Origin of the sequence: Duganella sp. (genome assembly GCF_039595735.1) — a bacterium.
Taxonomy (GTDB): Bacteria; Pseudomonadota; Gammaproteobacteria; order Burkholderiales; family Burkholderiaceae_D; genus Rugamonas.
On the sequence record NZ_JBCNLB010000001.1, the window covers coordinates 1,004,365 to 1,017,498 of the forward strand.

Consider the following 13,134-nt stretch of genomic DNA (forward strand, 5'->3'; position numbering starts at 1 on the left):
TAGTGTACTTCACGCCACCGCATCACGTGGCAGGTTAAGCAGCAGCGCCAACAGGGCCGCCAGTTCGGCGCGCATTTCGCGGCGGTCGACGATCATGTCGATGGCGCCGCGCTCCAGCAGGAACTCGGGCCGCTGATAGCCATCCGGCAGCGTCACGCCCAGCGTGCTTTTGATGACGCGCGCGCCGGTGAAGGCGATCAGCGCTTTCGGCTCCGCGAGCACCAGGTCGCCCAGGAAGCAGAACGAGGCCGAGATGCCGCCCGAGGTGGGATCGGTCAGCACGGAGACGAAGGGCAGTTTTTTCTCCGCCAGCCGGGCCAGCATGGCGGTGGTTTTCGCCATCTGCATCAGCGACATCAGGCCTTCCTGCATGCGCGCGCCGCCGCTGGCGGTGATGCAGATGAAGGGCACGTGCTGCTCGATGGCCGCCTGCACGCCACGCACGAAACGTTCGCCCACCACGGCCCCCATCGACCCGCCCATGAAGTTGAATTCAAAGCAGGCCACTACCACCGGCACCGAAAGGATGGCGCCGCCGATGACGATCAGGGCATCGGTTTCGCCGGTGGCTTCCATGGCGGACTTCAGGCGCTCGGTGTAGCTTTTGCTGCCTTTGAATTTGAGGGTATCGACCGGCAGCACTTCCTGGCCGATTTCGTGGCGGCCGCCGGCATCGAGCAGCGCGTCGAGCCGTGCGCGCGCGCTGATGCGCATGTGGTGGCTGCACTTGGGGCAGACGTGCAGATTGGCTTCTAGGTCGGCGCGGTACAGCACCGCGTCGCACTCCGGGCATTTGATCCACAGGCCGGCCGGAATGGCCTGGCGCGCGGCGCCGCTCTTGATGCGCGGCGGTAGCAGTTTTTCGATCCAGCTCATGACGATCCTCCAGTAATGCAGCGGATCGTAAACCCTGACGTTACGTCAGGTTCAAGCGGAATTTAGTCTTCGTCGCGTGGGTGCAGGCTGGCCCACAGGTGGGCGGCCGCCATGGTGCGGTGGGGGCTGTAGCGGGCCAGGATTTCTTCGGTGCGTTTGATGTCGGGACGTTCGTCATCACCCAGCAGGGTTTGCAGCGCCGCGCGCACGGCGACGTCGCCATGCAGCGAGCAGTCGGCGTAGCCGTAGCCGCGCAGCAGGCCATAGTTGACGGTCCAGGGGCCGATGCCTTTGACGGCCAGCAGGGCGGCGGAGATCTGTTCGATGCTGTTGTCGTCCGCGAGCTCCAGCCGCAGCTGGCCATCGGCCACCAGTGCGGCCAAGCGCAGCAGGGTTTCCGCTTTCGCGCGCGAGAATTTGCGGCTGGTGAGGTCTTCCACCGACAGCGCCGCCGCGCTGCGGGCGTCGGGATAGCACCATAGGCCGCTGCTGTGCTGGCGGCCGGCCAGCAGGATGAAGGTGCGACGCAGCGAGATCGCAAACGACAGGTTGATCTGCTGGCCGATGATGGCCCAGGTCAGCGCCTCGAACACGGTGGCCGACTGCACGATGCGCAGGCCAGGCTGTTTGCGCGCCAGGGCGGCGAACAGTTTGTCCTTTTTCACGAAAGCGATGAATGGTGCGGGATCGATGCGCAGGCCGAGGATGTTCAGCACGGCCTCGCGCGCCTGCTCGCGGCCCGCCGCGGTTAAAGCGCCATCCGCGTGAATGCTGACGCGGGCGCCAGCGCCGGCGCGTGCGGTCTTCCCGGCGGCCGGTGGCAGCACGATGTCCAGCACCACCGGCACGCCCTCCAGCAGCACGCCCTTGCGCAGGCGTTCTGCGCTGACTTCTTCAGCGATGCTTTCGGCATCGCGGCGGTGAAAGGTCAGCACATCCTGCAGGCGGTAGTCCGCGGGCAGCTCCAGCGTGTAGGGTTTCATGCCGAGCGTGGCTTGAGGCCGAAGCCTGGACGGAAGCCGGTCACCAGCGCGGTGCCGGCGATGACGATGGCGGCGCCGGCAAAGGTGTACCAGCCCACGGTCTCGTCGAGGAACATGACGCCCCACAGGATGCCGAACAGCGGGCTGAGAAAAGTCACTGTCAGCGCCGACGACGGACCGACGTCCTGGATCAAACGGAAGTAGATCAGGTAGGCCACGCCGCTGCACAACACGCCCAGCGCAATGACCGCGCCCATGATGCCGACGGTCGGTTCGCCGGGCGCGGGGAAGAACGGCACGACTGGCAGCACCAGCAGCGCCGAGGCCCACATCGAGCCATGTGCATTGGCAAACGGCTCCACCGCCTTGGCCTGTTTGGCGTAGTTGCTGGCGATGCCGTAGTTGAAGGAGGCGAACAGCACCGCCGCAATCGCGATGCCGGCGCCCGGCTTGGAGCTGACGTGGTCAAAGCCGACCAGCAGCGCGACGCCGGCCGTGCCCAGCGCAAGGCCGATCAGCACTTTGGCGCTGACCATGGTGCGCGACCACACGGCGGCGATCAGGGTGCCCCACAGCGGCGTGGTGGCGTTCAGCACCGCCAGCACGGAGGCCGACAGCGTGCGCGCGGCGAAGGCAAACATCAGGAAGGGCAGCGCGGAATTGAACAGCCCGAGGATGAAGTAATGCTTCCAGTGCTGTTTGAGATCCAGCGACTTTTTCAGGAACACGCCGATCACTGCCAGGAACAGCGCCGCAAACAGCACGCGGTATTCGATCAGGACCGCGGCGCCCAGCACCGGCGCGGCAATCCGCATGAACAGGAAGGAGCCGCCCCAGATGGCGGCCAGCAGGATAAGGCGGAGTAGGTTGGCGGTGCTCATGCTGATTCCAGAAAAAGAAGTATTCTCCGGCTAGCGAGCCGATTGCGCCAGCCGTTTCTTGCTTTTGAATTAAACGGCGCCGCTATCGACCACGCAGACCGCATCACCGGCTTTGGTCGGCGCGGCGGCGTGCGGCACGATCAGATTGGTCGGCACGCCGTTTTTAATCGCGGTCATTTCGGCCAGGATGGAGATGGCAATCTCCGATGGCGTCTTGCTGCCGATGTACAGGCCGATCGGACCATGCAGACGCGCCAGCTGTTCCGGCGTCAGGTCGAATTCCAGCAGCCGCTCGCGGCGCTTGCTGTTGTTCAGGCGCGAGCCGATCGCGCCGACGTAGAAGGCGTCCGATTTCAACGCTTCCATCAGCGCCAGATCATCCAGTTTCGGATCGTGCGTCAGCGCCACCACGGCGCTGCGGTGGTCCAGCTGCATGTCGATCACTACGTCGTCCGGCATCTCGTGCACCAGCTGCACGCCGTCGACGTGCCAGCCGGCGCGGTATTCTTCGCGCGGATCGCACACGATGACACTGTAATCCATGGCCAGCGCAATCTGCGCCAGAAAGCGCGACAACTGTCCGGCGCCGATGATCAGCAGCCGCCAGCGCGGGCCGTGCAGCGTGACCATGGCTTGTTCGCTGACCTGCATCTGCGCGCCCGGCGCGGCCTTGGACAGTTCCACTGCGCCGCTGTGCAGATCGAGACGGCGCTGCACCAGTTCATGCCGCTCCAGCCGCTCCAGCAGCTCGGCAATGCGGCTGCGCTCCGACAGCGGCTCGATCGACAGTTCAATGGTGCCGCCGCAGGGCAGGCCGAAGCGGTGCGCTTCGTCGGCGGTAATGCCGTAGCTGACGATTTCCGGCACCGTGCGGCTGATGCCCTCATTGCGCACGCGGGCAATCAGGTCGTCCTCGATGCAGCCGCCCGAGACGGAGCCGATCACCGTGCCGTCCTCGCAGATGGCCAGCGTGGCGCCGATCGGGCGCGGGCTGGAGCCCCAGGTCTTGATGACGGTGATCAGTTCACAGCGGCGTCCGGAGGCAATCCATGCGGCGCTGGTTTTTAATACTTCGAGGTCGATAGAGTCCATGGATGGAATATACTACGCCGATGCTAATCTTGCAGGGAACGGATATGCCTCAAAAGGAAGATGACGGTTCACCTAAATTCGGCCGCCTGCTGGTGGTGCTGATTTGCGCGGTGCTGGTGTGCGCCGGCCTGACCTGGCTGATGGCGACAGTCTTCCCCAACTTCCCGAATTAGATCTTGCAGGCTGCGGCCAGCGCGCTGTCGAAAGCGCTGTCCGGCACGATGTCTTCCGGGTTGAATTTCTCGAACTTGTAGTTCTCGACCGGCTCGCCCTTGCCCATCGGCTCCGGATAGTAGACCTGTGCCAGCAGGGTGGTGGTGTGCTCCTCGCAGGCATACACGTGCAGCATCTTCACCGAGCGATACAGCTTGCCCTCCGGCGTTTTCTGCGGGCGTCCATAGCTTTGCATGGACCAGACCTTGCGCGTTTTCTCGGCCTTGATCACGCTGGCCTTGTCGATGTAGAAGACGTTGCCGCTGCTGCTGCCCACCTTCATCCATTGCGCCGCCTGCGCCCAGCCGGCCGTCAACATCAATACGATTGCGATCAGGCCGGATTTGTTCATGGCGTTCTTTCGGAGGTTACGGGACCAGCGGGCGCTTGGCCGCCTGCTTGCTGCGGATTTCGGCCACGGTCTTCTCGATCACGGCCAGGCGGTGCGACACGGCGGGATGGTTGGCGGTGTAACCGTTCAGCACTGTGGCCGGATACTGGCTGGCGAGACGCTGCCAGAACGCACGCGCGCCGTCCACGCTGTAGCCGGCGCGCGCCACCATGTACAGCGACAGGTAGTCGGCGGCGCCGTCCAGATCCTGCGGCATCGGCTTGACGCCGGCGGTCCCGATCAGCATCGACAGGTCGGGGCGCACGGCCACCAGGTTGTCGATGATGCTGCCCACCGTGTAGGCCTGCTTGGTGATGGCCGCGTGGCCCAGCACATTGTGGGCGATGTCCTTGGCCAGCACGTAGGCAATCGCTTCGTCGCTCTGCGCGAAGTTGACCATGCCGCGCGTGATCATCACACGCTGGCCGTCGGAATAGGCGTTGATGTTGTCCGAATTGCCGATGTCGATCTTGAAGGCGCAGGCGCGCGTGACCGGCACCTTGAGCTGCTGGTTGCTGCCGCCGCGCGCCACCGTCAGGTCGAGCGACTGGCTGCTGCTGGCCAGCGGACCGAGGATGCCGGCGGCCAGCGTTTCGGCGTTCGATCCGATCGGCAGCACCTTGCCGTTGGCGGCCACCAGCGCGTCGCCCTTGCGCAGGCCTGCGCGCGCGGCGCCGCTGCCGGACAGCACGCTGGCGACCTCAAGACGGTCGCCGTAGTTCAGCACCGCCTGGGCGGCGTCGACGAATTCGCCGGTGTAGGAATATTTATTCTTGGCGGTGAAGCCCAGCAGGTTGCGCGCCTGCGTGCGGCACAGGTCGGCGTTGTTGATCAGCAGGGGACCGGCGATGCGGTACAGCCGGTCCTGCAGGGCCACCATCTGGCTCAGTTGCTGGCGCGCGGCGGCCATCTTGGCGGTGACCACCGGCGGCGCCTCGGTCACGCTGCTGACGACTGCCGGCGCCGGCGCCGGGGCGGCGGGCTGGGACTGGAAGGTGGAGCAGGCGCTGAGCAGGACGCTCGCGGCCAGCAGGGATAATGTGCCAATGTTATGCGTCTTGTTCATCCCTGTGCTCCGTCTCCATTTTAGTGTTTGCCAGTGCTGCCGAAACCGCCGGCGCCGCGTTCGCTGGTGTCGAATTCTTCAACAATATTAAAGCCGACCTGCAGGACCGGTACGATGATCAGCTGCGCCAGGCGTTCCATCGGCTGCAGCGTGAAGGCGCTGTGGCCGCGGTTCCAGGTCGATACCATCAACTGGCCCTGATAGTCGGAGTCGATCAAGCCTACCAGATTACCCAGCACGATGCCGTTTTTATGGCCCATGCCGCTGCGCGGCAGGATCATGGCGGCATAGCCCGGATCGGCGATGTGAATCGCCAGGCCGGTTGGAATCAGCACGGTCTGGCCAGCTTCGATCACCATCGGCGCGTCGATGCAGGCGCGCAGGTCCAGGCCCGCCGAACCTGGCGTGGCATACGCCGGCAGCTGGTCCTTCATGCGCGGGTCAAGGATTTTAACGTCTACGTTTTTCATTTATTTAGCGAACAAAGAGTGTTGCGAGATCCGCTTGGAGATCTCCGAAATCAGCTGGCGCGCCAGCGTCAGTTTGTCGGCGCGCGGCAGGATGGTGTGGCCGTTCTCATCGAACAGGATGATGGTGTTGTCATCCTGGCCGAAGGTGTGATGGCCGATATTCCCGACCAGCAGCGGGATGCCTTTTTTCTCGCGCTTGTCGGCGCCGAACTGCACCAGGTTCTCCGACTCGGCGGCAAAGCCCACGCAGTAGGGATGGCCGGCCAGGTTGGTGCGGGCCGCCACGGTGGCGAGGATGTCCGGGTTCTGCTCGAATTTCAAGTCAGGCGCGGTGCCGTCCGGGTTTTTCTTGAGTTTCTGCTCGCTGGCGTTGGCGATGCGCCAGTCGGCCACCGCCGCCACCGCGATGAAGATGTGCTGGTGGTCGACGTCGGCCATCACCGCGTCGTACATCTGCTGCGCGCTTTGCACGCTGATGCGCTGCACGCCAAACGGCACCGGCAGCGTCACCGGCCCGGAGACCAGCACCACTTCGGCACCGGCTTCGCGCGCGGCGCGCGCCACGGCGTAGCCCATCTTGCCGGAGGACAGATTGGTGATGCCGCGCACCGGGTCGATCGGCTCGAAGGTCGGGCCGGCGGTGATCATGATGCGCTTGCCGGCCAGGACTTTCGGCTGGAAGGCGGCAATCACTTCTTCCAGCAGCTGCTCCGGTTCCAGCATGCGGCCGAAGCCCACTTCACCGCAAGCCTGGTCGCCGGCCGCGGGGCCGAACAGGGTGATGCCGTCGTCGCGCAGCTGCTGCACGTTGCGCTGGGTGGCGGGGTTCTGCCACATCTCGACGTTCATGGCTGGCGCGATCAGCAGCGGCACGTGGCGCGGACGGGCCACGCACATGGTCGACAGCAGGTCGTCGCAGGCGCCGTGCGCCAGCTTGCGGATGAAGTCCGCCGAGCAGGGCGCGACGATGATGGCGTCCGCATCGCGCGTGACGTCGATGTGAGCCATGTTGTTGTTGACGCGCGGGTCCCACTGGTCGGTGTACACGGTGCGGCCGGACAGCGCCTGCATGGTGACCGCCGTGATGAAGTGGGTGGCCGCTTCGGTCATCACCACCTGCACCGAAGCACCGGCCTTGGTGAAGGCGCGGCACAGCTCCGCGGCCTTGTAGCAGGCCACGCCGCCGGACAGGCCGAGGACGATTTTTTTACCAGTCAATTCCATCATGATGCTGCTCCGCTTATTTATTCACCCGGCGCAGTTCGTCGAGGATGAACAGGCCGGCGCCGATGCAGATGGCCGAATCGGCGACGTTAAACGCCGGGAAGTGGCCAATGCCGGGCCAGTGAAAATCGAGGAAGTCGACCACGTGGCCGTAGGCGATGCGGTCGATCACGTTGCCGACGGCGCCGCCCAGGATCAGCGACAGCGCCCACGAGAACATGCGCTGGCTGCCGTTCTTCTTCAGCAGGTAGACGATGAACACCGCGGCAGCGATGCCGATGCCGGTGAAGAAGTAGCGCTGCCAGCCGCCGCTGTTGCTGAGGAAGCTGAAGGCCGCGCCCTTGTTATAGGCCAGCACCAGGTTGAAGAACGAGGTGATGATTTTTTCTTCGCCCAGCTGGAAGGTCTTGGTGATGGTGATCTTGGTCAGCTGATCGATCAGGATCACCAGGGCGGCGATGCACAGCCAAGGCGTGAGACTCGACGAGGATTTGGTCGGGAAGATTTTTTTGGTGGCCATGTTGAATAATTTACGTAGCGGTAGCACCGTCATCCCGGCCTTCGCGGGATGACGGTGGCCGTCATATTAAGCGAACTTGCGTTTTTCGCCCGCACCAAACAGGTTGCTGTGGCAGCGGCCGCACAGGGTCGGATGATCGGCGTGGGCGCCGACGTCGGCGCGGTAGTGCCAGCAACGCTCGCACTTCTCCGCCTTCGACGCCGCCACGTTGACCGCTTCCTCCGCTTCGGTCGCCACTTCGCTGACCGATGCCAGCGAGGTGATGAAGATGAACTTCAGATCATCTTCCAGGCTGGCCAGCATCTTGTACTTGTCGCCGGCAGCCTTGATGCTCAGCTCCGCCTGCAGCGACGAACCGATCGCGCCCGAGGTGCGCAAGTCCTCCAGCTGCTTGGTCACGTCGGTACGCACGGTGCGCAGTGCGCTGTACTTGGCCAGCAGGGCGTCGGCATCGGCCAGTTCCGGCAGCTGCCACCAGGTCTGGGTGAAGATGGTTTCGTCGCTGGCTTGCCAGCCTTGCGGACCGGCGAAGATTTCCCACGCTTCCTCGGCGGTGAAGGACAGCGCCGGCGCCATCAGGCGCAGCAGGCTTTGCGTCAGGTGATACAGCGCGGTCTGCGCCGAACGGCGCGCCTGCGAAGTCACGCCGGTGGTGTACAGGCGGTCCTTCAGGATGTCCAGATAGAAGCCGCCCAGGTCTTCCGAGCAGTAGTTCTGCAGCTTGGAGGTCACCGGCTGGAATTCGTACTGCATGTAGTGCGCTTCGATTTCCTTCTGCAGCGCCGCCATGTTGGCGATGGCGTAGCGGTCGATCTCCAGCAGCTCGGCCGCCGGCACGGCGTCCCTGGCGTAGTCGAAGTCCGACAGGTTCGCCAGCAGGAAGCGCAGGGTGTTGCGGATGCGGCGGTACGACTCGGTCACGCGCTTGAGGATCTCGTCCGAGATCGACAGCTCGCCGGTGTAGTCGGTCGACGCCACCCACAGGCGCAGCATGTCGGCGCCCAGCTTGTTCCACACGTCCTGCGGCGCGACCGTGTTGCCGATCGACTTGGACATTTTCTTGCCTTCGCCATCGACCACGAAGCCGTGGGTCAGCAGCGCCTTGTACGGCGGCGCGCCGTTCAGCATGGAGGAGGTCAGCAGCGACGAGTGGAACCAGCCGCGGTGCTGGTCCGAACCTTCCAGATACAGGTCGGCAGGGAAGGCCGATTGCTCCTTGTGCGAGCCGCGCAGCACGGTCTGATGGGTGGTGCCGGAATCGAACCAGACGTCCAGCGTGTCCTTGTTCTTCTCGTATTGCGCGGCCTGGTCGCCGATCAGGTCTTTCAGGTCGAGCGACTGCCAGGCGGCGATGCCGTCTTGTTCGATCAGCTGGGCCACTTGCTCCAGCAGCTCCGGGGTGCGCGGGTGCAGCGCGCCGGTTTCCTTGTGGACCACGAAGGCCATCGGCACGCCCCACTGGCGCTGGCGCGACAGGGTCCAGTCAGGACGGTTGGCGATCATGCCGTGCAGGCGCGCCTTGCCCCAGTCCGGGAAGAACTGGGTGGCTTCAATGCCTTGCAGCGCGGTCTGGCGCAGGGTCGGGCCGCCGTCTTTCGGATGCGCGTCCATGCCGGCAAACCACTGCGAGGTGGCGCGGTAGATGATCGGGGTCTTGTGACGCCAGCAGTGCATGTAGCTGTGGTCGAACATCTTCAGCTCGAACAGGGCGCCGGCTTCCTTCAGCGCGTTGCAGATCGGCTTGGACGCGTCCCAGATGGTCATGCCGCCGAACAGCGGCAGGGTGGAGGCGTATTTGCCGTCGCCCATCACCGGGGTCAGGATCTTGTCGTCCTTCATGCCGTGCGCGCGGCACGAGATAAAGTCGTCCAGGCCGTAGGCTGGCGCCGAGTGCACGATACCGGTGCCGCTGTCGGTGGTCACGTAGTCGGCCATGTAGACCGGCGACAGGCGGTCGTAGAACGGATCGGCCGCGTGCAGCGGATGGCGGAAACTGACGCCGTCAAACGCCGCGCCGTGGGCGGTGCCGATGGTGGTGCCTTCCAGCTTGTAGCGCGCCAGGCAGGATTCGACCAGGTCCTGCGCCAGGATCAGCAGCAGCGGCTGGCCATCGCGCTCGGTCTGCACCAGCGAGTAGATCACTTCCGGATGCACGTTCAGCGCCTGGTTGGACGGGATGGTCCATGGCGTGGTGGTCCAGATCACCAGGAAGCCGTTATCGGTCGGCAGCTGGTCGAGGTTGAAGATCTGCGCCAGCCTGGCGCTGTCGGCAAATTTAAAACCGACGTCGATGGCCGGATCGCGCTTGTCCTTGTACTCCACTTCCGCTTCGGCCAGCGCCGACTGGCAGTCGAAGCACCAGTTGACCGGCTTCAGGCCGCGATACACATAGCCTTTTTCCAGCAGCTTGCCGAGGGCGCGCAGTTCGTCGGCCTCGTTGGAGTAGTTCATGGTCAGATAAGGATGCTGCCATTCGCCCAGCACGCCCAGGCGGATGAAGTCCTTGCGCTGGCGGTCGACCTGTTCCAGCGCGTAGGCGCGCGCCTTGGTCAGCACGTCGGCGGTCGGCAGGTTCTTGCCGTATTGTTTTTCGATCTGGATCTCGATCGGCATGCCGTGGCAATCCCAGCCCGGCACGTAAGGCGCGTCGTAGCCGGCCAGGGTACGGGCCTTGACCACCATGTCTTTCAGGATCTTGTTGACGGCGTGGCCGATGTGGATGTCGCCGTTGGCGTATGGCGGACCGTCGTGCAGGATGAATTTAGGACGGCCGGCGGCCGCCTTGCGCACGCGTTCATAGATTTTCTTGTCTTGCCATTGCTTGACCCAGTTCGGCTCGCGCTTGGCCATATCGCCGCGCATCGGGAACGGGGTTTCGGTCATGTTGACCGGGTATTTACTCTCTGGCTTCTTTGCTGGTTTGTTATCGGACATGGTATGCGTTCAGTGATTTATACGGGTGTTCTGTGTAGCCGGCGCTCGTAGCTGATCGCGCGGTCAAATTCGGTCGGTGGCGCGCTTGGCGAAGAAGGCGCGGGCGATGTCGGCGTCGCGGTGTATCGCGGCCGTCAGCGTCGGCAGGTCGACGTATTTTTCCTCGTCGCGGATCTTTTGCAGGAATTCGACCCGCACCTGCTTGCCGTAGCAGTTCTGCGCGAAGTCGAGCACGTGCACTTCCAGCAGCACGCGGCCGCTGTCGTCGACGGTGGGGCGCACGCCGAGGCTGGCGACGGCCGGCAGCGGCTGTTCGTGCAAACCGTGCACCTGCACGATGAAGATGCCTGACAGCGCCGGGCGGTGCGGCACGCGCAGGTTGAGGGTCGGGAAACCCAGCGTGCGGCCCAGTTTCTGGCCGTGGATCACATGGCCGGAGATGGCGTAGGGGTGGCCCAGCAGCGCTTCGGCGTGCGGGAAATCGCCGTCGCCGAGCGCGGCGCGCACGGCGGAGGAGGAGATGCGGGTGCTGCCGTTCATCACGGTTGGCAGGGTCTCGACGTGGAAGCCGTATTGCTGGCCGGCCTCCAGCAGCATTTGCACATTGCCGGCGCGGCGGGCGCCGTAGCAGAAGTCGTCGCCCACCATCAGCCATTTGACGTGCAGGCCTTCGACCAGCACCTTCTCGGTGAATTCCTGCGGCGTCAGGGCGGCAAAGGAGGACGAGAAGTGTTCGACGATGACGCGGTCGATGCCGTTGTCGGACAGCGATTGCAGCTTGTCGCGCAGGTTGGCGATGCGGGCCGGGGCTTTCGACAGGTCGCCGGATTTCTGGGCGAAGAATTCGCGCGGGTGCGGTTCGAAGGTCATCACGGCCGCTTCCAGGCCCAGGCGGTCGGCGGCTGCGCGCACGCGGGCCAGCAAGGCCTGGTGGCCGCGGTGGACGCCGTCAAAATTGCCGATCGTGAGCGCGCAGGGCGCACGCGCCGCTGCATTGGGTAGACCTCGAAATACCTTCATGGGAATCTGGGGAAAACTATCGCAAATAAGGGATTATACGGGCAAACCCCCAAAGCGAAAAAAAACACTCCGGGGTCAGGTCCGCCATTTCTACACGAGCCCTGCCGTAGCGGCGCTACGGCAGGGCTCGTGTAGAAATGGCGGACCTGACCCCGGAGTATGCTGCCCGGCGGGCCGGGACAGCGCTTGGCGCATGGACCTGCCCGAATTACATCGGGCGGTTAATGTTCAGGGTCCAGTAGCGGGCCAGGTCGGCGCTGCCGTCCGTGCCTTTCACCGATTTCAGGGTGTTCAGCGCAGCAGCTTTCTTGCCGGCGATGTTTTGAGCGATGCCCAGGTGCAGCTTGATGGCTTCCGGATTCTTGCCGGTGCCCAGCTTCACTGCCTGTTCCATCAGCGGCAGACCCTTGTCAGCCTTGCCTTCCGAGACCAGGGCGAAGCCCAGGTTGGCCAGGGCGTCGGCGTCCTTGGCTTTCTCGGCTTCCGCTTGCGCGGTCGCGACCTTGGCGTCGAACTCGGTCTGGGTCTTGGCGGCCAGGTCTTTCAGGCGCTGGTGACGGGCAGCGTCGCTGCCGGTGCCCAGGGCGCCTTTTTTGTAGCCTTGGTCGATGATCTTGATGGCTTCGGCCGGGTTGCCGGCTTGCAGGGCCAGCTGGCTCATTTCCATGTATTCCGCCGGCTTGCTCAGCAGGCCGTTGGCCAGGCGCAGGCGCAGCACGTCCAGCGACAGCGCCGAGGAGAAGCCCGGCTTGCCCGACACCCGGTTCAGCAGGTCGGTCCAGTAGCTGGCTTTCGGGTAGGAGCCGGCCAGCTTTTCCAGGGTCTGCACGTAGCCGGCCTTGTCGTTCTGCTTGAGCTGGATGTTGGCCAGCATGCCCAGCTGGCTTTCGCTCAGGTTTTTCGAGCTTTGCAGTTCCTTGGCGGCTTCAGCGTATTTGCCGGAGGTGTAGTAGATCTGGATCAGGTATTCGTGCGCCTGGGTGTTGCCCGGGTTGTCTTTCAGCACGCGCTGGAAGGCGGTGATGGCTTTGGGATAGTCCTTGGCGCGGTAGTAGATGCCGGCCAGGGCTTCAGCGAATTTCGGGGTTTCGGCAGCGGACAGCTTGCCGGAGTTCAGCACCGATTCAAAGGCCTTGGCGGCGGCGTCGTTGTCGCCTGCGGCAGCTGCGGCCGATGCGCGGGTGCGCTCGATCAGATAAGTTTCGTTGGCGGTTTTGCCGCCGACTGCGTCGGTTTCTTTCAGTTTAGCCAGCGCTTCCTTGTTCTTGCCGGCTGCGGCCAGTTTCTGTGCTTCTTGCAGTGGCTTGCCGATTTCAGCGCGCACCGACTCGGCTGCGTAGGCGACCGACGTCAGGCCGGTGAGAGGGGCTGCTGCGGTAAAACCAATGGCGGCCATTACCAGGCCGAGATGAGCGAGACGAAACTTGGTCATGGGTGAGTTTTCTTTCATCAAAAAACGAAAAT

The 13,134-nt window shown here is 64.1% G+C and carries 13 protein-coding genes; 1 reads left to right on the forward strand and 12 read right to left on the reverse strand.

Annotation, left to right across the window (positions count from 1 at the left end; genetic code table 11):
- Positions 1-9: 9 nt before the first annotated feature.
- From accD to ABDW57_RS04645, 4 genes are all read right to left on the reverse strand, one after another.
- A complete protein-coding gene (accD, locus tag ABDW57_RS04630) occupies positions 10-876 on the reverse strand; it encodes an acetyl-CoA carboxylase, carboxyltransferase subunit beta (protein WP_343729027.1) in 867 nt (288 codons plus the stop codon).
- A gap of 62 nt (positions 877-938) precedes the next feature.
- Entirely contained in the window at positions 939-1,859 is a 921-nt protein-coding gene (locus tag ABDW57_RS04635) for a DNA-3-methyladenine glycosylase 2 (RefSeq protein ID WP_343729028.1), read from the reverse strand.
- The gene (locus ABDW57_RS04640) at positions 1,856-2,740 is read right to left on the reverse strand and encodes a DMT family transporter (RefSeq protein WP_343729029.1); all 885 of its coding nucleotides are present in this window, start codon (positions 2,738-2,740) and stop codon (positions 1,856-1,858) included. Before ABDW57_RS04640 ends, ABDW57_RS04635 begins: the two co-directional genes overlap by 4 nt.
- Before the next feature lie 69 nt (positions 2,741-2,809).
- On the reverse strand, positions 2,810-3,832 hold the full coding sequence (locus ABDW57_RS04645; RefSeq protein WP_343729030.1) for an XdhC family protein: 1,023 nt from the start codon (positions 3,830-3,832) through the stop codon (positions 2,810-2,812).
- 44 nt (positions 3,833-3,876) lie between these two features.
- On the opposite strand from ABDW57_RS04645, the gene ABDW57_RS04650 reads away from it, so the two are divergent.
- Positions 3,877-4,005 (forward strand): hypothetical protein, encoded by a 129-nt coding sequence (locus ABDW57_RS04650; protein ID WP_343729031.1) that lies wholly within the window; start codon positions 3,877-3,879, stop codon positions 4,003-4,005.
- Here the strand turns inward: ABDW57_RS04650 and ABDW57_RS04655 are convergent.
- The 8 genes from ABDW57_RS04655 to ABDW57_RS04690 all read right to left on the reverse strand — a co-directional run bounded on the left by ABDW57_RS04655 (position 4,002) and on the right by ABDW57_RS04690 (position 13,102).
- Complete coding sequence (locus ABDW57_RS04655; protein WP_343729032.1) at positions 4,002-4,397, reverse strand: surface-adhesin E family protein; 396 nt, start codon at positions 4,395-4,397, stop codon at positions 4,002-4,004. The two genes, ABDW57_RS04650 and ABDW57_RS04655, sit on opposite strands and share 4 nt — an antisense overlap.
- 16 nt (positions 4,398-4,413) lie before the next feature.
- The gene (locus tag ABDW57_RS04660; RefSeq protein WP_343729033.1) at positions 4,414-5,502 is read right to left on the reverse strand and encodes a M48 family metallopeptidase; all 1,089 of its coding nucleotides are present in this window, start codon (positions 5,500-5,502) and stop codon (positions 4,414-4,416) included.
- A 20-nt stretch (positions 5,503-5,522) separates the two neighbouring features.
- The gene (gene dut, locus ABDW57_RS04665; RefSeq protein ID WP_343729034.1) at positions 5,523-5,972 is read right to left on the reverse strand and encodes a dUTP diphosphatase; all 450 of its coding nucleotides are present in this window, start codon (positions 5,970-5,972) and stop codon (positions 5,523-5,525) included.
- On the reverse strand, positions 5,973-7,196 hold the full coding sequence (gene coaBC, locus ABDW57_RS04670) for a bifunctional phosphopantothenoylcysteine decarboxylase/phosphopantothenate--cysteine ligase CoaBC (RefSeq protein WP_343729112.1): 1,224 nt from the start codon (positions 7,194-7,196) through the stop codon (positions 5,973-5,975).
- 16 nt (positions 7,197-7,212) lie between these two features.
- Positions 7,213-7,716, reverse strand: coding sequence for a signal peptidase II (lspA, locus tag ABDW57_RS04675; protein WP_176645401.1), 504 nt, complete (start codon positions 7,714-7,716; stop codon positions 7,213-7,215).
- Positions 7,717-7,782: 66 nt separating this feature from the next.
- Entirely contained in the window at positions 7,783-10,650 is a 2,868-nt protein-coding gene (gene ileS, locus ABDW57_RS04680) for an isoleucine--tRNA ligase (protein ID WP_343729035.1), read from the reverse strand.
- A 63-nt stretch (positions 10,651-10,713) separates the two neighbouring features.
- Entirely contained in the window at positions 10,714-11,670 is a 957-nt protein-coding gene (locus tag ABDW57_RS04685; protein ID WP_343729036.1) for a bifunctional riboflavin kinase/FAD synthetase, read from the reverse strand.
- Positions 11,671-11,878: 208 nt separating this feature from the next.
- Positions 11,879-13,102: a tetratricopeptide repeat protein gene (locus ABDW57_RS04690; RefSeq protein WP_343729037.1), complete on the reverse strand. Its 1,224-nt coding sequence runs from the start codon at positions 13,100-13,102 to the stop codon at positions 11,879-11,881.
- Between the last annotated feature and the right edge of the window lie 32 nt (positions 13,103-13,134).

Coding starts and splice junctions, on each gene's coding strand:
- accD (WP_343729027.1), bottom strand. CDS start 876: ATGAGCTGGATCGAAAAACTGCTACCGCCGCGCATCAAGAGCGGCGCC.
- ABDW57_RS04635 (WP_343729028.1), bottom strand. CDS start 1,859: ATGAAACCCTACACGCTGGAGCTGCCCGCGGACTACCGCCTGCAGGAT.
- ABDW57_RS04640 (WP_343729029.1), bottom strand. CDS start 2,740: ATGAGCACCGCCAACCTACTCCGCCTTATCCTGCTGGCCGCCATCTGG.
- ABDW57_RS04645 (WP_343729030.1), bottom strand. CDS start 3,832: ATGGACTCTATCGACCTCGAAGTATTAAAAACCAGCGCCGCATGGATT.
- ABDW57_RS04650 (WP_343729031.1), top strand. CDS start 3,877: ATGCCTCAAAAGGAAGATGACGGTTCACCTAAATTCGGCCGCCTGCTG.
- ABDW57_RS04655 (WP_343729032.1), bottom strand. CDS start 4,397: ATGAACAAATCCGGCCTGATCGCAATCGTATTGATGTTGACGGCCGGC.
- ABDW57_RS04660 (WP_343729033.1), bottom strand. CDS start 5,502: ATGAACAAGACGCATAACATTGGCACATTATCCCTGCTGGCCGCGAGC.
- dut (WP_343729034.1), bottom strand. CDS start 5,972: ATGAAAAACGTAGACGTTAAAATCCTTGACCCGCGCATGAAGGACCAG.
- coaBC (WP_343729112.1), bottom strand. CDS start 7,196: ATGGAATTGACTGGTAAAAAAATCGTCCTCGGCCTGTCCGGCGGCGTG.
- lspA (WP_176645401.1), bottom strand. CDS start 7,716: ATGGCCACCAAAAAAATCTTCCCGACCAAATCCTCGTCGAGTCTCACG.
- ileS (WP_343729035.1), bottom strand. CDS start 10,650: ATGTCCGATAACAAACCAGCAAAGAAGCCAGAGAGTAAATACCCGGTC.
- ABDW57_RS04685 (WP_343729036.1), bottom strand. CDS start 11,670: ATGAAGGTATTTCGAGGTCTACCCAATGCAGCGGCGCGTGCGCCCTGC.
- ABDW57_RS04690 (WP_343729037.1), bottom strand. CDS start 13,102: ATGACCAAGTTTCGTCTCGCTCATCTCGGCCTGGTAATGGCCGCCATT.